The sequence below is a fragment of the Pseudomonas sp. LH1G9 genome, assembly GCF_002949975.1.
GTDB lineage: Bacteria > Pseudomonadota > Gammaproteobacteria > Pseudomonadales > Pseudomonadaceae > Aquipseudomonas > Aquipseudomonas veronii.
Map to the genome: position 1 here is coordinate 6,372,508 of NZ_CP026880.1, position 18,662 is coordinate 6,391,169.

The window sequence follows — 18,662 nt, forward strand, 5'->3', positions numbered from 1 at the left end:
ATCCACATAGTCGAGCGTTGTTATCCACCCAGCAGCGAGACTGCCGCCGTGGCGCAGAACTTGCTGTCGATCTGTCACGACGCGCCGCCAGAGCGCGCAACCGCCTAACCGCCGTGGGTGCAGCCTGATGAGTAGCCATACACGCGATATCCGTATCCAACGCTTCGACCTGGAGGGCGCCCGCAGCTGGATGTCCGGCATCTGCGGGCCGCACCGCCTGGCGACGGCCACGCCCGAGCGCCTGCGTTTCCATCACAGCGCCAACGTGTTCAAGTCCCGCGCCACCACCCTGGGCGTGATCGAATACGGCACCGACGTGACCATCGACATCGAGGACGCCGAACACTTCAGCAGCTACAGCCTGAGCCTGCCTCTGGTAGGCGAGCAGGAGTTGAGCAAGAACGGCGAGCGCCTGAGTTCCAACCGCGATCAAGGCGTGATCATCTCGCCCAACGAGCACCAGGTGCTGGCGATTTCCGGCGATTGCCGCAAGTTGCAGGTGGTGATTACGCGGGCGGCGATGAGCGAGTCGCTGGAAGGGTTGCTGCAACGGCCGATCGAGGCGCCGCTGCGTTTCGAACCGGTGATGGACGCGGTGGACGGCGCCCCGGCCTCGTGGTGGCGCATGGCGCGTTACTTCATCGCAGAGCTTGCGCGCAGCAGCGAGTTGTACGAGCAGGCGGCGTTTACCCGCGACCTGGAAAGCTCGTTGATCAAGGGCCTGATCCTTGCCCAGCCGAATAATTACTCAGAGGAACTGCGCGACGTACTTGGCGTGAAGCTGCCGCACTACTTGATCCGCGCCCGCCAGCACATTCACGACAACGCCCGCGAAGCGGTGCATCTGGAAGACCTGGAAGCCGCCGCCGGGGTCTCGCGGTTCAAGCTGTTCGATGCGTTTCGCAAATACTTCGCGCTGTCGCCGATGGCTTACCTGAAAAAGTATCGGCTGGGGGCGGTGCGCCAGGAGATCCTCGAACACGGCTCCACCCGCACCATCTCCGAGATTGCCCTGGGCTGGGGCTTCACCCACCTGGGGCGGTTCTCGGCGGAGTACAGAAAGCTGTTCGATGAGTCGCCGAGCCAAACCCTGCAGCGCAAGCGCCTGCGCACTGTCTAAAAAACACCGCAGATCAAATGTAGGAGGGGGCTTGCCCCCGATAGCGGTGTGACAGCCAACACATATACTGACTGACACACCGCCATCGGGGGCAAGCCCCCTCCCACATTAGATTTGCAGTGCCTGGGAGATTTCAGATCAGTTCTTCAACCAACTGCAAACAATGATTCAGCCCCGGCGACTGATCATTCACCCGCCGGCTGAGAATAATCGGCGAGGTCGCGGTGGCTTCCACCACCGGCGTGTAGGCGATGTCCGCGCGATGCAGCACCTGCACCGACGCCGGCACCAGCGTCACGCCCATGCCCGCGCCGACCAGGCCGATGGCGGTCTGCAACTCGTTGGTCCACTGCGCCACCTTGAGGCTCAAACCGTGGGCGTCGAACAGCGCGATCACATGGTCGGCATAACTGGGCCGCGGGTTGCCGGGGTACAGCACAAACGGCTCGGCGGCCAATTGGGCGAGGGTGGCGGGCGCGCCCAGCAAGGCGTGGCCGGCGGGCAACACCGCAACCAGGCGGTCCTCGACCAGCACCCGCTGGACGATGGCCGGGTCATCGATGCGAATCCGCCCGAAGCCCACGTCGATCCGCCCGGCCTTGAGCGCTTCGACCTGCTGCAAGGTGGTCATTTCCGACAGCCCCAGTTCCAGTTCCAGCGCGTCGTGGTTGCGCAGCCGCCGAATCAGCTCGGGCAGCACGCCATACAAGGTCGACGGCGCAAAGCCGATGCCCAGCCAGGTCTTCTCGCCCTGGCCGATACGCCGGGTGGTGTCGCAGACCTTGCCCAACTGCTCCAGCAGCACAGTGGCGTGTTCATAGAAAAAACGCCCGGCCTCGGTCAGCCGCAGCGGTCGGCCGCGCTCGAGCAGTATTACGCCCAATTCATCCTCCAATTGCTGGATCTGCCGACTCAACGGCGGCTGGGCGATGTGCAGGCGTTCGGCGGCGCGGGTGAAGTTGAGGGTCTCGCCCAGCACCTGGAAATAGCGCAGATGTCGCAGTTCCATGACAGCTCCTTTGATACCTTGAAGGTATTGTGCGAGACCAATTCTATATTGGAAGCCAGGAAAAATGCGGCACAGAATCGGCTCAAATCTATAAAGAACCCAACGGGTATAGCCATGCCGATTTGTGCCATCGAGTCGATCGAAACCATCATCGTCGACCTCCCCACTATCCGCCCGCACAAGCTGGCGATGCACACGATGCAGAACCAGACCCTGGTGATCGTCCGCCTGCGTTGCGCCGACGGCGTCGAAGGCCTCGGCGAAGCCACCACCATCGGCGGCCTGAGCTACGGCAACGAAAGCCCCGACAGCATCAAGATCAACATCGACCGCCACTTCGCCCCGCTGCTGATCGGCCAGGACGCGAACAACATCAATGCCGCCATGTTGCGCCTGGCGCGCAGCATTCGCGGCAACACCTTCGCCAAGTCCGCCGTCGAAAGCGCCTTGCTCGATGCGCTGGGCAAACGCCTGCACCTGCCGGTCAGCGAACTGCTCGGCGGCCGCGTGCGCGATGCGTTGCCGGTGGCCTGGACCCTGGCCAGCGGCAACACCGAGCAGGACATTGCCGAAGCCGAGAAGATGCTCGACCTGCGCCGTCACCGTGTCTTCAAATTGAAGATCGGCGCCGGTGAGGTCAGTGCCGACCTGGCCCATGTGATCGCGATCAAAAAAGCCCTGGGCGAGCGCGCCAGTGTGCGCGTCGATGTCAACCAGGCCTGGGATGAAGCCGTTGCCCTGCGCGCCTGCAAGGTGCTCGGCGACAACGCTATCGACCTGATCGAACAGCCGATCTCGCGCAACAACCGCGGCGGCATGGCCCGGCTTCAGCTGTCGAGCCCGGTGCCGATCATGGCCGACGAATCCATCGAATGTGTCGAGGACGCCTTCAACCTGGCCCGCGAAGGCGCGGCTTCGGTGTTCGCCCTCAAGATCGCCAAGAACGGCGGCCCGCGCGCGGTGTTGCGCACGGCCGCGATTGCCGAAGCGGCCGGGATCGGCCTGTACGGCGGCACCATGCTCGAAGGCGGCCTCGGCACCCTGGCCTCGGCTCATGCGTTTCTCACCCTGGACACACTGGCGTGGGGCACCGAGCTGTTCGGCCCGCTGCTGCTCACCGAAGACATCCTCACCGAGCCGCTGGTGTACCGCGATTTCCAGCTGCATGTCAGCACCGCACCGGGCCTGGGCCTGGCCATCGATGAAGAGCGCCTGGCGTTCTTCCGTCGTGACAACCACTAAGAGGCGCCTGCCATGTTGTTCCACGTAAAAATGAGCGTACACCTGCCCGTCGACATGAACCCCGAACGTGCCGCCAGCCTCAAGGCCGACGAAAAAGCCCTGGCGCAGCGCCTGCAGCAAGAGGGCAAATGGCGCCATCTGTGGCGCATCGCCGGGCTCTACGCCAACTACAGCGTGTTCGATGTCGACAGCGTGCAGGAACTGCACGACCTGCTGATGCAACTGCCGCTTTATCCCTACATGGCCATCGAAGTGAATGCGCTGTGCCGGCACCCGTCGTCGATCCACGCGGACGACCGCTGAGCCTGTTTTATCCCCAATAATTACAAGATGAGGATTGCACCATGTCCATCCGACTGTCCCAGACTGCCCATGCCCAACAGTTTCTCGATGAAGCCAGCGGCCACCGCAGCGAAAGCGGCAACCCGCGCACCAAGACGCTGATTTACCGGATCCTGCGGGACACGGTGAACATCATCGAAGACCTGGAAGTCACCCCCGAAGAGTTCTGGGCGGCGGTCAACTACCTCAACGAATTGGGCCAACACCAGGAAGCCGGTTTGCTCGCCGCCGGGCTCGGCCTGGAGCATTACCTGGACCTGTTGATGGACGCCGCCGACGAAGAGGCCGGCAAAACCGGCGGCACCCCGCGCACCATCGAAGGCCCGCTGTATGTGGCGGGGGCGCCGCTGTCGAAATACGAAGCGCGCCTGGACGACGGCCAGGACCCGGGCGTGCCGCTGTTCATGCGCGGCCAGGTACGGGACACGCAGGGCAAGCCGTTGGCCGGGGCGATTGTCGATGTGTGGCAGGCCAATACCGGCGGCACTTACTCCTGGTTCGACACCGCGCAGTCGGAATTCAACCTGCGCCGCCGCATCGAGACCGATGCCCAGGGCAACTTCCGTTTTCGCAGCATCGTGCCGTCGGGTTATGGCTGCCCGCCGACCGGGCCGACCCAGCAGTTGCTCGATCAACTGGGACGCCACGGGCAGCGGCCGGCGCATATTCACTTCTTCATCTCGGCGCCGGGGCATCGGCACCTGACCACGCAGATCAACCTGTCGGACGACCCGTACCTGCACGATGATTTTGCCTACGCGACACGAGATGAATTGATTGCCGAAATTCGTTTCAGCGACGATCAGCAGCTGGCGCGGGAGCTGGGTGTGGAAGGGCGCTTTGCGCAGATCGATTTTGACTTTGAGGTGCAGCTTGCCGATGCGCCGCTGGAGCAAAAGCGCATGCAGCGCGTGCGTGCATTGGAAGATTGATCAACGCGGTCAAAAAATGTGGGAGGGAGCTTGCTCCCGATAGCGGCGGATCAGTAAACATTTAAGTGACTGACACACTGCTATCGGGGGCAAGCCACCCTCCCACATTGTTTGGTGGTGTGGCTGACTATTTGCGCAGCACCAGGTCCAACACTTCATCGCGATCCTTGATCTTCTGCAACACGATCTCCGAACGGATATCCATCACCCCCGCCGTGCGGTTCAGGTGGTTCACGATAAAGTCCGAAAAGTGCTTGAGGTTGCGCGCCTGCACCCGCAGCACGTAGTTGCTGGCGCCGGTGATCACGTAGGCGCTGGCCACTTCCGGCCAGCCTTGCACCTTCTGGATAAACGTCTCGTGCCAGTCCTCCACGTCCTGGCGCACCGACAGGTGGACGATGGCCTCGAGTTCGATCCCCAACCGCTCGGCATTCAACACCGCCCGATAGCCGCTGATGATGCCTTCGCTTTCCAACAGGCGCAGACGGCGCAGGCAGGCGGAGGGCGACAGCGCGACTTTTTCCGCGAGTTCCTGGTTGCTGATACGGCCGTCCTGTTGCAGGAAATGCAGGAGGCGCAGGTCGGTGGCGTCGAGAATCATGCTTAGAATAAATCCGCGTGTTTTCGGTTGAACTTCGAATTTCCTACAGCTTAATTAGCCTGTTGCCCACAACTTTGCACGAAAATTCTCTAAAACTTCGCTCATTATTTACGGCATCTTCACTTATAAAAACCAGGACAGCCCATGATCACTCGAAGCCATTGCCAAGCCCTTGACGACCAGGACCGGTTGGCGCCGCTGCGCCACCAGTTCGCCTTGCCGCAGGGGGTGATCTACCTTGACGGCAACTCCCTCGGCGCACGTCCGGTGGCCGCGCTTGCGCGGGCGCAGCAGGTGATCGCCGAGGAGTGGGGCAATGGCTTGATTCGCAGCTGGAACAGCGCGGGTTGGGCGGACTTGTCCCAGCGCCTGGGCAATCGCCTGGCGCCGTTGATCGGCGCGGGGGAGGGCGAAGTGGTGATCACCGATACCACTTCCATCAACCTGTTCAAGGTGCTCAGCGCCGCCTTGAGCGTGCAGCGCCAACGCGCGCCGCAGCGCAAGGTGATCGTCAGCGAAGCGAGCAACTTCCCCACCGACCTGTACATCGCCGAAGGCCTCGCCGAACTGCTGCAACAGGGCTATTCGCTGCGCCTGGTCAACAGCCCGGACGAACTGCCCCAGGCCATCGACCCGGACGTGGCGGTGGTAATGCTCACCCACGTCAACTACAAGACCGGCTACATGTACGACATGCACGCGCTCACCACGTTGAGCCACGAGTGCGGCGCGCTGAGCCTCTGGGACCTGGCGCATTCGGCAGGTGCGGTGCCCATCGACCTGCATCGGGCCGGCGCCGATTATGCGATCGGTTGCACCTACAAATACCTCAATGGCGGCCCTGGCTCCCAGGCGTTCGTGTGGGTTAACCCGGCGCTGGTGGACGTGGTGCGCCAGCCGTTGTCGGGCTGGTTCGGGCATACCCGGCAGTTCGCCATGGAGACGCGTTATGCACCGAGTGCCGGCATCGCCCGTTACCTGTGCGGCACCCAGCCGATCACCTCGCTGGCCATGGTGGAGTGCGGCCTGGAGATTTTCGAACAGACCGACATGGCCAGCCTGCGCGGTAAATCCCTGGCCTTGACCGACCTGTTTATCGCACTGGTCGAGGCCCGTTGCGCCGCCCATGGCCTGGTGTTGATCACCCCGCGTGAACACGCCAGACGCGGCAGCCATGTGAGTTTTGAACACCCTGAAGGTTATGCGGTGATCCAGGCACTGATTGCCCGTGGAGTGATTGGCGACTACCGCGAGCCGCGCATCATGCGTTTTGGTTTTACGCCGCTGTACACCTGCTTTACCGAAGTGTGGGACGCCGTGGAAATCCTCGGTGAGATCCTCGACAACCGCACCTGGGACCAGGCGCAATTCAAGGTCCGTAACAGCGTCACTTGAATAAACACAGACAACAATGGGGGGAGGGAGCTTGCTCCCGATAGCGCTGTATCAGCGTGCGAATCCGGCGACCGACACACCGCCATCGGGGGCAAGCCCCCTCCCACAGGGGGTCTGCGGTGTTCATCCATTGAGTGTCTGACGCAGGCTCAATGTGGGAGGGGGCTTGCCCCCGATGGCGGCGGGTCAGTCACCTAGGTATCGACTGAAAGACTGCTATATGGGGTCTGCGGTGTTCATCCATTGAGTGCCTGACGCACGCTCAATGTGGGAGGGGGCTTGCCCCCGATGGCGGCGGATCAGTCACCTAGGTATCAACTGAAAGACTGCTATATGGGGGCTGCGGTATTCATCCATTGAGTGCCTGACGCAGGCTCAATGTGGGAGGGGGCTTGCCCCCGATGGCGGCGGATCAGTCACCTAGGTCTCGACTGAAAGACTGCTATATGGGGGCTGCGGTGTTCATCCATTGAGTGTCTGACGCAGGCTCAGTGTGGGAGGGGGCTTGCCCCCGATGGCGGCGGATCAGTCGCCTAGGTATCAACTGAAAGACTGCTATATGGGGTCTGCGGTATTCATCCATTGAGTGCCTGACGCAGGCTCAATGTGGGAGGGGGCTTGCCCCCGATGGCGGCGGATCAGTCACCTAGGTATCAACTGAAAGACTGCTATATGGGGTCTGCGGTGTTCATCCACTGAGTGCCTGACGCAGGCTCAATGTGGGAGGGGGCTTGCCCCCGATGGCGGCGGGTCAGTCACCTAGGTCTCGACTGAAAGACTGCTATATGGGGGCTGCGGTGTTCATCTATTGAGTGCCTGACGCAGGCTCAATGTGGGAGGGGGCTTGCCCCCGATGGCGGCGGGTCAGTCACCTAGGTATCAACTGAAAGACTGCTATATGGGGTCTGCGGTGTTCATCCATTGAGTGCCTGACGCAGGCTCAATGTGGGAGGGGGCTTGCCCCCGATGGCGGCGGATCAGTCACCTAGGTATCAACTGAAAGACTGCTATATGGGGTCTGCGGTGTTCATCCATTGAGTGTCTGACGCAGGCTCAGTGTGGGAGGGGGCTTGCCCCCGATGGCGGCGGATCAGTCACCTAGGTATCGGCTGAAAGACTGCTATATGGGGGCTGCGGTGTTCATCCATTGAGTTCCTGACGCAGGCTCAATGTGGGAGGGGGCTTGCCCCCGATGGCGGCGGATCAGTCACCTAGGTATCAACTGAAAGACTGCTATATGGGGCTGCGGTGTACATCCATTGAGTGCCTGACGCAGGCTCAATGTGGGAGGGGGCTTGCCCCCGATGGCGGCGGATCAGTCACCTAGGTATCGACCGAAAGACTGCTATATGGGGGCTGCGGTGTTCATCCATTGAGTGTCTGACGCAGGCTCAGTGTGGGAGGGGGCTTGCCCCCGATGGCGGCGGGTCAGTCACCTAGGTATCAACTGAACGACTGCTATCACCAGCAAGCCCCCTCCCACAGGGATCTGCGGCAACAGACAAATCGTGCAATCACAACAATAAGGGGCACACCACGTGACCACGCCAAACGACGGCTTTGCAGAAATCACCCACCGCGAACTGGGCCTGAGGCGCCAGCTCACTTCCGGCCAGATGAGCATGATCGCCATCGGTGGCGCCATCGGCACCGGGCTGTTCATGGGCAGCGCCTATGCCATCGGCTATGCCGGGCCCAGCGTGCTGCTGAGTTACGCCATTGGAGCGTTGATCACCTTGCTGCTGATGGGCTGCCTGGCGGAGATGACGGTGGCCCATTCCACCTCCGGCTCCTTCGGGGCCTACGCCGAGTTCTACATCAGCCCGCTGGCCGGGTTCCTGGTGCGCTACGCCTATTGGGCGGCGATTGTGCTGGCGGTGGGCGCCGAGGTCACGGCGGTGGCGATGTACATGAAGTACTGGTTCGCCAACGTGCCGGAGTGGGTGTGGATCGTGTCGTTCTCCAGCGTGCTGATCCTGCTCAATGCCATCAGCGTGAAAACCTTCGGCAACTTCGAATACTGGTTTTCGACGATCAAGATCAGCGCCATCGTCGGTTTCATCCTCCTCGCGGTGTACGTGGTGTTCGGCTCCGGCAACCCGCAGTACGGGGTGCAGAACTACACGGCCCACGACGGCTTTTTCCCGCATGGCTTGAGCGGTATGTGGATCGCAGTGATCGTCTCGATCTTCAGCTACTTGAGCGTAGAGATGATCGCCGTCGCCGCCGGTGAAGCGGCCGACCCGGAGCAGGCGGTGAAGAAAGCCTTTCGCGCGACCATCGTGCGCCTGGTGGTGTTTTACCTGCTGACCCTGGCACTGATGCTGGCCATCGTGCCGTGGAACCAGGCCGGGCAGACGCAGAGCCCGTTCGTCACGGTGATGCAGACCCTCGGCATTCCCGGCGCCACCGGGGTGATGAATTTCGTGATCCTGATCGCGGCGCTGTCAGCGATGAACAGCCAGCTCTACATCACCACGCGCATGATGTTCAGCCTGTCCCGCGCCGGCTTTGCGCCCAAGTCCATGGGTGCGTTGAGCAAGAGCGGCATCCCGCTGAACGCCTTGTTGCTGTCCAGTTCGGGCATCGGCCTGGCGACCTTGCTTAACGTGGTCTACCCGGAAAGCTCGTTCACGCTGATGATGGCGATCTCGATGTTCGGCGCGATCTTCACCTGGTTCATGATCTTCCTGACGCACCTGTTCTTCCGCCGTTATCGCAAGCGTCATGGCGGGGCGAAGTTGTCGTTCCAGCTGCGCCTGTTTCCCTACAGCACGCTGCTGGGCCTGGTGCTGATGGGCGCGGTGATGATCACCACGTATTTCACCGACGCGTTCAAAATGACCTTGGTGTTCGGCGTGCCGTTCCTGCTGATTCTGTCGGCGGTGTATTACGGATTTTTCCGCAAGGGCAGGGCCAAGGCGTCGAGCAAGGCCCTGGCATAACCCGGCAGGTGTTCGAACGAGCGCGCGCATAACAGCAGCGTTCGACAGGCCCAAGCTTCTCGCAACGGCTGGGCCTTGACGCGCTGCGCCCACGGCCAGCGCGCCAGCGCCGCCTGGGGCACGATCCCCAGGCCCGCACCGCGTGCGACCATGCGCAGCACGCCGTCAAAACCCTCGGCGCGGATCCGCGTGTGCAAGCGAAACCCCGCGTGCAACGCCTGTTCTTCCAGGTACACCGCCAGCGCGCTGTGGGCGGCCAGGCCCACATAGTCGTAATGCAGGCTGTCGATAAAACTCACCGTACTTGCCGCCAACGGATGCTCCAGCGGCATGACCAGCACCAGCGGATCGTCGCGAAACGCCAGGGTCTGCAAGCCGTGGGTGTCCACCGCGTCGGAGATGATCCCGAGGTCTGCGGTGCCCTGGCGCAAGGCCTGGGTGATGCGCAGGCTGGGCAGTTCCTGCAGGTCGATGTCCAGATTGGGATGGTCGCGCAGAAAATCCGCGAGCAGTTCCGGCAGGTATTCGCTGAGGGCGGTGGTGTTGCACAGCAGGCGCACCTGGCCTTTGACGCCGTTGGCGTATTCCGCCAGGTCCTGTTGCAGGTGCTCGGCCTGTTGCAGCAACAGCCGGGCATGACGCGCCAAGGCCTGGCCTGCGGCCGTCGGCGTGACGCCACGACGGCCGCGTTCAAGGCATTCAACCCCGAGCGCAGCTTCCATCGCGCGGATGCGCGCGCTGGCGGCGGCCAGGGACAAGTGGCTGCGGCTGGCGCCGGCGGTGATGTTGCCGGCATCGAGGACGTGCAGGTAGAGGCGCAGGTCGATCAGGTCAAAGTGCATGGCTGGAAGATTTCCTTTCGCTGGACTGGCGCTATCGCGAGCAAGCCCGCTCCCACACTTGGAATGCATTTCAACAGTGGGAGGGGGCTTGCCCGCGATGGCGGCATCAGCCTCATGCAAAACAAGAGGCTGCCTCAGTATATGGTGAATTTTCGCGCCCAGCGAAAAGCCCCACACTCGGCCGATGACAACCTTCCTCGCGTTCTACCAAAACCTCGGCCCCGCCCTGACCCTGCTGGTGATCGGCACCTTCCTGCTGGCCGGCACCGTCAAAGGTGTGATCGGCCTGGGCCTGCCCACCGTCGCCATGGGCTTGCTCGGCCTGGCTATGTTGCCGACGCAGGCTGCGGCGTTGCTGATCATCCCTTCGACGGTGACCAACCTTTGGCAACTGGCCTTCGGCGGCCACTTGAGCGTGTTGCTCAAGCGCTTGTGGCCGCTGTTGCTGTTGATTGTCCTCGGCACCGGGTTGGGCACGCTGTGGCTGGGAGTGGGCAGTGGCGCCGGGGTGGTGCGCGCATTGGGCGCGGCCTTGCTGGTGTATGCGTTGAGTGGGCTGTTCCTGCCCGCATTCAAGGTGAAGCCCGCGACCGAGCGTTGGTTGGCGCCGGTGTGTGGGCTGGTCACCGGCCTGATCACCTCGGCCACCGGCGTCTTCGTGATTCCGGCGGTGCCGTATCTGCAAGCGCTGGGGTTGAATCGCGATCAGTTGGTGCAGGCGTTGGGGCTGTCGTTCAGCGTGTCGACACTGGCGCTGGCGGCCGGGTTGGCCTGGCGCGGCAGCCTCGGCGGCGGCGAGATCAATGCCTCGTTGTTGGCGCTGGCGCCGGCCTTGTTGGGCATGTGGCTGGGGCAGGCGTTGCGCCAACGGATCAGTGCCGTGTTGTTCAAACGGGTGTTTTTTATCGGCATGGCGCTGTTGGGCGCGCATCTGTTGATCAGTGGATAAAGGCAATAATAGAGTTTGATTCGTGATTTTTAGTCAAATGTATTTTGCCGCGCCAAGGCTTATTCCGCGCAAGGCACATCGATACCCTGCCTTCAGACATTTTTAATCTCAAGGCGCTCCCCCCATGAAAAAAGTCCTGCTGCTCAACGGCGGTAAAAAATTCGCCCACTCCGACGGTCGCTACAACACCACCCTGCATGACGCTGCCGTGGCTGTGCTCGACCGTGGCGGTATCGACGTCAAGGTCACGCATATTGATGAAGGCTACGATGTGGCCGAAGAAGTCGCCAAATTCCTCTGGGCCGACGTGATCATCTACCAGATGCCCGGCTGGTGGATGGGCGCGCCATGGATCGTGAAGAAGTACATCGACGAAGTCTTCACCGAAGGCCACGGCAGCCTCTACGCCAGCGATGGCCGTACCCGTTCCGACGCCTCGCAGAAATACGGCAGCGGCGGCCTGATCCACGGCAAGCAATACATGTTGTCGCTGACCTGGAACGCCCCGCAGCAAGCCTTCGACGACCCGAGCGATTTCTTTGAGGGCAAAGGCGTGGACGCGGTGTACTTCGCGTTTCACAAGGCCAATGAGTTCCTCGGCATGACGGCCTTGCCGACGTTCCTCTGCGTGGACGTCATGAAGCGCCCGGCCATCGACGCCGATGTGGCGCGCTACGAGCAGCATCTGGCGCAGGTGTTCGACCTCTCGGTGTAAGCTGCGCTGAACCGAGAAAGAGGACAGCCTGTGAAAGCCCGATCCGATGAGCTACAGATCTTCGTCAACGTGATTGAGTGCGGCTCGATTTCGGCAGCGGCGGAGCAGGTCGGGCAGACACCATCGGCGGTCAGCCGCACCTTGTCGCGCCTGGAAGCCAAGCTCGACACCACGCTGATCAACCGCACCACGCGGCGCATGGACCTGACCGAGGAGGGCAAGTACTTCTTCGAACAGGCCAAGGTGATCCTGGCGCAGATGGATGATCTGGAGGAACGCTTGTCGTCGCGCCAGAAAAAACCGGCGGGGCGCTTGCGCATCAACGCCGCCGTGCCGTTCATGCTGCATGGGATCGTGCCGTACATCGCCGAGTTTCGCGGGCTGTACCCTGAGATCCAACTGGAACTGAACAGTGATGACTTGATCATCGACCTGTTGGAGCAGAGCACCGACATTGCGATTCGCATCGGCGCGCTGGCCGATTCCACTCTGCATGCGCGGTCCCTGGGCTGCACCCCGCTGCATATCCTCGCCAGCCCCGCTTACCTCAAGCAGTACGGTACGCCGACGACGGTCGCCGAGTTGGCCGAGCACACCTTGCTCGGCTTCACCCAGACCGAGACGCTCAACCACTGGCCGTTGCGCCACGTGGCGGGTGACCGCTGGCTGATCGAGCCCGGCATTGCTGCGTCCAGCGGTGAAACCGTGCGCCAGCTGGCGCTCGAAGGGCAGGGCATTGGCTGCCTGTCGAACTTCATGACCAGCGACGACATCAATGCCGGGCGCCTGGTGCCGCTGCTGGAAGCCTTCAACAGCGGTTATCGCCAGCCGATCCACGCGGTGTTTTACCGCAACTCGCAACTGGCTTTGCGCATCCAATGCTTCCTGGACTTCATCCAGGCCAAGCTGGCGCGGTACGCCTGCTGATTCGTGACCTGCGCGCAAGATTGAATTGGGCAACACGGTCTTATTCGCCAGGGATGGGGGCTTGATACTGGGCCCATCACTTACTCAGTCAGGAGAGACCTCCATGAACGTATTCGTTACCGGCGCCGCCGGATTTATCGGCGGCTCCATCGCCACCGGCCTGGTCAAGGCCGGCCACCATGTGACGGGGCTGGTGCGCAGCGCCGAGCAAGCCGCCGAGATGACGGCCCTGGGCATCATCCCGGTCATCGGCACCCTGGATGACCGTGCGGTGTTGACCGAACAGGCCCGGCAGGCCGACGCGGTGATCAACGCCGCCAGCAGCGACCATCGCGCGGCGGTGGAAACGCTGTTGGCCGCCTTGAAAGGTTCGAACAAACCGTTCCTGCACACCAGCGGTTCGAGCATCGTCGGCGATGCATCGGGCGGCAAGGCCAGCGATATCATCTACTTCGAAGACCACCTGCCGGAACCGACCGTCGACAAGGCCGCACGTGTCGCCATCGACAACCTGATCCTGGCAGCCGCCCAAGACGGGGTGAACTCGGCGGTGATCTGCAACACCCTGATCTACGGCCACAGCCTGGGCGTGAAGCGCGACAGCGTGCAACTGCCGCGCTTGCTCAAGCAGGCGCGCAAGAGCGGGGTGGTGCGCCATGTCGGTACGGGGCAGAACATCTGGTCCAATGTGCATATCGAGGACGTGGTCGCGCTCTATCGGCTGGCGCTGGAGAAGAATGTGCCGGGCACGTTCTACTTCGTGGAAAGCGGTGAAGCGGCGTTCATCGACATGACCACCGCCATCGCCGAAGCCCTGAACCTGGGCAAGCCGCAGGACTGGCCGTTGGCCGCCGCAGAAGCCGAATGGGGCTATGAAATGGCCAATTACGGCCTGGGCTCCAACAGCCGGGTGCGCGGCAAGCATGCCCGTGAATTGTTGGGGTGGGCGCCCAAGCGCACATCGGTGGTGGAGTGGATTCGCCGCGAAATGGTCTGATGTCGGCGTGAGACCGTGGTGTACCCTTCGCGGGCAAGCCCACTCCCACATTTGACGGTGTTCACACCTCGATAATGGGGGCACCGATCAAACCATGGGAGTGGGCTTGCCCGCGAACGGGGCATCCCGGTCAATCTGCCCTGACGCTTCACTGGCACCACCGACCGCATTTCCGTACCATTCCCCGCCTTATTCCCCGCAATGCCCGGTACCTCATGAACCTCACCCGTCTTCGCGCCGACGCCCTGGCCGGCCTCACCACGTCTTTTGCCTTGCTGCCCGAGTGCATCGCCTTTGCCCTGGTGGCACACCTCAACCCGCTGATGGGGCTCTACGGCGCGTTCATCATCTGCACCCTCACGGCATTGTTCGGCGGGCGGCCGGGAATGGTCTCTGGCGCCGCAGGGTCGATGGCGGTGGTGATCGTCGCGCTGGTGGTGCAACACGGCGTGGAGTATTTGCTCGCGACGGTGCTGCTGGGCGGGCTGATCATGCTGGTCTTCGGCCTGCTGCGCCTGGGCAAGCTGGTGCGGATGGTGCCGCACCCGGTGATGCTGGGGTTCGTCAACGGCCTGGCGATCATCATTGCCCTGGCGCAGTTGGAGCATTTCAAGAGCGGTGATACCTGGCTCAGCGGCACGCCGCTGTATGTGATGAGCGGCCTGGTGCTGGTGACCATGGCCATTGTCTACCTGTTGCCGCGCCTGACCCGTGCTGTGCCGCCCGCTCTGGTGGCGATCCTCGGCGTGGGCCTGGCGGTGTACCTGCTGGGCTTGCCGACGCGCACGCTGGGCGACATGGCCCACATCGCCGGTGGCCTGCCGAGCTTCGCACTGCCGCAGATCCCCTGGAGCCTGGATACCCTCGGCATCATCGCGCCCTACGCGTTTCTGATGGCGATGGTCGGCCTGCTGGAAACCCTGTTGACCCTCAACCTCACCGACGAAATCACCGAGAGCCGCGGCTACCCCGACCGCGAAAGCATGGCCCTGGGCGCGGCGAATATGGTCTCGGGCCTGTTCGGCGGCATGGGCGGTTGCGCGATGATCGGGCAAACCGTGATCAACCTCAGCTCCGGCGGACGCGGACGTTTGTCCGGGGTCTTGGCTGGGGTGATGATCCTGTTGTTCATTCTGTTTCTGTCACCGCTGATCGAGCGCATCCCGCTGGCGGCGCTGGTCGGGGTGATGTTCGTGGTGTCGCAGCAGACCTTCGCCTGGGCGTCGCTGCGGGTGATCAACAAGGTGCCGCTCAATGACGTGCTGGTGATCATCGCGGTGACCGTGATCACTGTGTTCACCGACCTGGCCACGGCGGTGCTCTGCGGGATCGTAATCGCGGCGCTGAACTTCGCCTGGCAACAGGCGCGTGAACTGTACGCCGATGAATATCTGGAAGCGGACGGCAGCAAACTCTACCGCGTGCATGGCACGTTGTTCTTTGCCTCGACCACGCCGTTTTTGAATCAATTCGACCCGGCCAACGACCCGGCCGCGGTGACGCTGGATTGCCGCCACCTGAGCGTTGTCGACTACTCCGCGATTGCCGCGCTGATGACCTTGCGCGAGCGTTACAGCAAGGCCGGCAAGCATCTGCGCGTGCTGCATTTGTCCGAGCGCTGCAAGAAGCTGCTCAAGCGCGCCAAGGTCCATCACGACTGACCGCAACCCCTGTAGGAACGAGCTTGCTCGCGAAAAACCCGAGAGCGCCACGTCTATCCAGACAACACGCGTCATCGTTGACGATTTTCGCGAGCAAGCTCGCTCCTACGGGAGGGCGAGGGTTTTCATTCATTACGGCCCGACCAGGTCTTCCAGTTCCTGGGCGCGGGTCTGGGTCATGTCCAGCACACAGGCGGAGCCGTTGACCTGATCGATGCTGCCGCCGGTGGCACTGCCGGCAAAGGCGCAATTGGCATCGCGGTATTTGATCCACAGGCGCTGCACGTCCTGCAATTGCTGCTTGCGCGCGCCTTCCTGGGCGGCGAGGGCGGTCTGGTAGGCGGTGTTCAGGCGTTTGTCCTGCACCTTGGCCTGTTGGGTGTTGCACTTGACCATGTCCACGGTCGTGTTGGCGCTGTCCATGCATTTCTTCAGTGCGGCGTTGTCGGCGGCCGACGCGCTGCCGCACAGGGCGAGTAGCAGGGCGCAGGCGGTGAGAGAGGTGCGGGTCATGATCGAGTGTCCTGGATGTTCGTGGGGGCGCATTTTAAGACTCAAGCCTGCGCGTTGAGTTTCCGGTCTTTTCTGAATTTGATGTAAGAACACCCCCCGAATTTTCATGCACGGCCGTTGGGCATGTCCCAACGCGACAGCGCTTATCTGTGGGCGAAAATTACTTTCATAAAAATTGAAAATGCTCCTCGGTAATGATTTATGAGTTTCACAACCAATTCGACGTGACCCTTTCCGAGGAGTACCGCATGGCCGCATCACCGGGCTTCGGGCTATTGGCATACGCCGCCATCGCCATCATTGCTTTGATCGTGCTGATTGCACGTTACCGACTCAACCCGTTTATCGTCATCACCCTGGTGTCCATCGGCCTGGCGCTGATGGCCGGGATGCCGGCGGACACCATCATGGGCTCCTACGAAGCGGGCGTCGGCAAAACCCTGGGGCATATCGCTCTGGTGGTTGCGCTGGGCACCATGCTCGGCAAGATGATGGCTGAATCCGGCGGCGCCGAGCAGGTGGCGCGCACGCTGATCAACCGGTTCGGCGAGCGCAATGCCCATTGGGCGATGGTGTGCATTGCCTTTCTGGTGGGGCTGCCGCTGTTTTTCGAGGTCGGTTTTGTGTTGCTGGTGCCGATCGCCTTTACCGTGGCGCGGCGTGTGGGGGTGTCGATCCTGATGGTCGGCTTGCCGATGGTCGCCGGCCTGTCGGTGGTACATGCGCTGGTGCCGCCGCACCCGGCGGCGATGATGGCGGTGCTGGCGTATAACGCCTCGGTCGGGCAGACCGTGCTCTATGCGATTTTGATCGGCATTCCCACGGCGATCATCGCCGGCCCGCTGTACGCCAAGTTCATCGTGCCGCGCATTCACCTGCCAGCGGAAAACCCGCTGGAGCGCCAGTTCATCGAGCGCGAGCCACGCAGCCGTTTGCCGAGTTTCGCCCTGACCATGGGCACCATTCTGTTGCCGGTGGTGCTGATGATGATCGGCGGCTGGGCCAATCTGATTTCCACGCCCGGCAGCGGTTTCAACCAGTTCCTGTTGTTTATCGGCAACTCGGTGATCGCGCTGCTGGTGGCGACCCTGGTGAGTTTCTGGACCCTCGGCCTGGCGCAGGGTTTCAACCGCGAGTCGATCCTCAGGTTCACCAACGAATGCCTGGCGCCGACCGCGAGTATCACCTTGCTGGTGGGCGCGGGCGGCGGTTTGAACCGGATTCTGGTGGACGCCGGCGTGACCAACGAAATCCTCGGCCTGGCCCATGCGTTCAACCTGTCGCCGCTGGTGATGGGCTGGCTGTTCGCCGCGTTGATGCGTATCGCCACCGGCTCGGCCACCGTGGCCATGACCACCGCTTCCGGGGTGGTTGCGCCGGTTGCGCTGGGCCTGGGTTATCCACACCCTGAATTGCTGGTGCTGGCGACCGGGGCGGGTTCGGTGATCTTTTCCCACGTCAACGACGGCGGCTTCTGGCTGATCAAGGAATACTTCAATATGACTGTGATCCAGACCTTCAAGACCTGGACCGTGTTGGAGACCCTGATTTCGCTGGTCGCCTTCGGTCTGACGTATGGTCTGTCCTGCGTCCTGTAACCCGGAGCCTCTATGGACATCCTCTACCAGATCCGCGCCCGCCAGGCGTCTTTCAGTGCTGGCGAAGGGCGTATCGCCAAGCTGATGCTCGATGACGTGGGCTTTGCCGCGTCGGCCAGCCTGGAGGCGTTGTCCCAACGCGCCGAGGTCAGCACCGCGACGTTGTCGCGGTTTGCGCGCAGCGTCGGGTGCCGGGATTTGCGCGACTTGCGCCTGCAACTGGCCCAGGCCAGTGGCGTGGGCAGCCGCTTCCTCGACCCGGCGGGCAAGCCTGAGCAGTCGGGGTTTCATCGGCAGATTCTCGGCGATATCGAAGCGACGTTGCGCCAGCACCTGTCGGGGTTCGATCAGGCCGGCTTCGTCGATGCGGTCAGCCTGCTGGGCAAGGCGCGCATGATCCACGCGTTCGGCATGGGCGGCCCGTCGAGCCTGTGCAGCGAGGAGTTGCAAGTGCGTCTGGTGCGCCTGGGCTATCCGATTGCCGCCTGCCATGACCCGGTGATGATGCGCGTCACAGCGGCGACGCTGGGGCCCGAGCAGGCGCTGATCGTTTGTTCGCTCAGCGGCCTCACCCCGGAGTTGCTGGACGTGGTGGCCCTGGCGCGCAACTACGACACGCCCATCGTCGCCATCACCCTGGCCGCTTCACCCCTGGCCGGGCTGGCGGATGTGGTACTGGCGCTGCAACCGGCCGAAACCAGCTTCATCTACAAACCCACGGCGGCGCGCTACGGCATGCTGCTGGCCATCGACCTGCTCGCCACCGAGCTGGCGCTGGCCATGCCGGACGACAACCAGGAACGCCTGCGCCGCATCAAGCTGGCCCTCGACGACTATCGCGGCGGGCCCGACAGCCTGCCGCTGGGAGACTGAT

At 62.5% G+C, this 18,662-nt stretch carries 17 protein-coding genes; 13 read left to right on the forward strand and 4 right to left on the reverse strand.

The features are described from left to right. Positions 1-127: 127 nt before the first annotated feature. Positions 128-1,120: a helix-turn-helix domain-containing protein gene (locus tag C5F70_RS29550; protein ID WP_104904465.1), complete on the forward strand. Its 993-nt coding sequence runs from the start codon at positions 128-130 to the stop codon at positions 1,118-1,120. Between the two features lie 133 nt (positions 1,121-1,253). Here the strand turns inward: C5F70_RS29550 and C5F70_RS29555 are convergent, their stop codons facing one another. Further along, positions 1,254-2,129, reverse strand: a complete 876-nt coding sequence (locus C5F70_RS29555) for a LysR family transcriptional regulator (RefSeq protein WP_046488219.1) — start codon at positions 2,127-2,129, stop codon at positions 1,254-1,256. 114 nt (positions 2,130-2,243) lie between these two features. Here C5F70_RS29555 and C5F70_RS29560 point away from each other — a divergent pair, with 114 nt between their 5' ends. Genes C5F70_RS29560 through catA form a run of 3 tightly spaced genes read left to right on the forward strand, consistent with a single transcriptional unit; the run spans position 2,244 to position 4,645 of the window. Beyond that, entirely contained in the window at positions 2,244-3,371 is a 1,128-nt protein-coding gene (locus C5F70_RS29560; protein ID WP_104904466.1) for a muconate cycloisomerase family protein, read from the forward strand. 12 nt (positions 3,372-3,383) lie between these two features. Beyond that, positions 3,384-3,674, forward strand: a complete 291-nt coding sequence (catC, locus tag C5F70_RS29565; RefSeq protein ID WP_017849468.1) for a muconolactone Delta-isomerase — start codon at positions 3,384-3,386, stop codon at positions 3,672-3,674. Positions 3,675-3,715: 41 nt separating this feature from the next. Then, entirely contained in the window at positions 3,716-4,645 is a 930-nt protein-coding gene (catA, locus tag C5F70_RS29570) for a catechol 1,2-dioxygenase (RefSeq protein WP_104904467.1), read from the forward strand. A 127-nt stretch (positions 4,646-4,772) separates the two neighbouring features. Here the strand turns inward: catA and C5F70_RS29575 are convergent, their stop codons facing one another. Then, entirely contained in the window at positions 4,773-5,246 is a 474-nt protein-coding gene (locus C5F70_RS29575) for an Lrp/AsnC family transcriptional regulator (RefSeq protein WP_017849466.1), read from the reverse strand. Positions 5,247-5,390: 144 nt separating this feature from the next. Between C5F70_RS29575 and kynU the strand changes: the two genes are divergently transcribed. Together kynU and C5F70_RS29585 are read left to right on the forward strand one after the other, a co-directional pair. After that, positions 5,391-6,641, forward strand: coding sequence for a kynureninase (kynU, locus tag C5F70_RS29580; RefSeq protein ID WP_046488213.1), 1,251 nt, complete (start codon positions 5,391-5,393; stop codon positions 6,639-6,641). Positions 6,642-8,179: 1,538 nt separating this feature from the next. Beyond that, positions 8,180-9,586, forward strand: coding sequence for an amino acid permease (locus tag C5F70_RS29585; RefSeq protein ID WP_017847732.1), 1,407 nt, complete (start codon positions 8,180-8,182; stop codon positions 9,584-9,586). On the opposite strand, the gene C5F70_RS29590 is transcribed toward C5F70_RS29585, so the two are convergent. Continuing rightward, the gene (locus C5F70_RS29590; protein ID WP_046488209.1) at positions 9,532-10,428 is read right to left on the reverse strand and encodes a LysR substrate-binding domain-containing protein; all 897 of its coding nucleotides are present in this window, start codon (positions 10,426-10,428) and stop codon (positions 9,532-9,534) included. The genes C5F70_RS29585 and C5F70_RS29590 overlap by 55 nt on opposite strands. A 184-nt stretch (positions 10,429-10,612) precedes the next feature. On the opposite strand from C5F70_RS29590, the gene C5F70_RS29595 reads away from it, so the two are divergent. From C5F70_RS29595 to C5F70_RS29615, 5 genes are all read left to right on the forward strand, one after another. After that, positions 10,613-11,377 carry a sulfite exporter TauE/SafE family protein gene (locus C5F70_RS29595; RefSeq protein WP_104904468.1) on the forward strand — a complete coding sequence of 255 codons (765 nt, stop codon included), beginning with the start codon at positions 10,613-10,615 and terminating at the stop codon, positions 11,375-11,377. 124 nt (positions 11,378-11,501) lie between these two features. Then, entirely contained in the window at positions 11,502-12,092 is a 591-nt protein-coding gene (locus C5F70_RS29600) for an NAD(P)H-dependent oxidoreductase (RefSeq protein WP_017847735.1), read from the forward strand. 30 nt (positions 12,093-12,122) lie between these two features. Further along, positions 12,123-13,019, forward strand: a complete 897-nt coding sequence (locus tag C5F70_RS29605) for a LysR family transcriptional regulator (protein WP_104904469.1) — start codon at positions 12,123-12,125, stop codon at positions 13,017-13,019. 103 nt (positions 13,020-13,122) lie between these two features. Then, positions 13,123-14,016 carry an NAD-dependent epimerase/dehydratase family protein gene (locus C5F70_RS29610; protein WP_104904470.1) on the forward strand — a complete coding sequence of 298 codons (894 nt, stop codon included), beginning with the start codon at positions 13,123-13,125 and terminating at the stop codon, positions 14,014-14,016. A gap of 215 nt (positions 14,017-14,231) precedes the next feature. Beyond that, positions 14,232-15,677, forward strand: coding sequence for a SulP family inorganic anion transporter (locus C5F70_RS29615; protein WP_046382084.1), 1,446 nt, complete (start codon positions 14,232-14,234; stop codon positions 15,675-15,677). Positions 15,678-15,809: 132 nt separating this feature from the next. Here C5F70_RS29615 and C5F70_RS29620 read toward each other — a convergent pair whose 3' ends face one another. Next, on the reverse strand, positions 15,810-16,190 hold the full coding sequence (locus tag C5F70_RS29620) for a lysozyme inhibitor LprI family protein (RefSeq protein WP_017847739.1): 381 nt from the start codon (positions 16,188-16,190) through the stop codon (positions 15,810-15,812). Positions 16,191-16,438: 248 nt separating this feature from the next. Between C5F70_RS29620 and C5F70_RS29625 the strand changes: the two genes are divergently transcribed. Next, positions 16,439-17,788, forward strand: coding sequence for a gluconate:H+ symporter (locus tag C5F70_RS29625; RefSeq protein WP_177410570.1), 1,350 nt, complete (start codon positions 16,439-16,441; stop codon positions 17,786-17,788). A 12-nt stretch (positions 17,789-17,800) separates the two neighbouring features. Next, on the forward strand, positions 17,801-18,661 hold the full coding sequence (locus tag C5F70_RS29630; RefSeq protein ID WP_046488199.1) for a MurR/RpiR family transcriptional regulator: 861 nt from the start codon (positions 17,801-17,803) through the stop codon (positions 18,659-18,661). The last annotated feature ends 1 nt before the right edge of the window (position 18,662 follow it).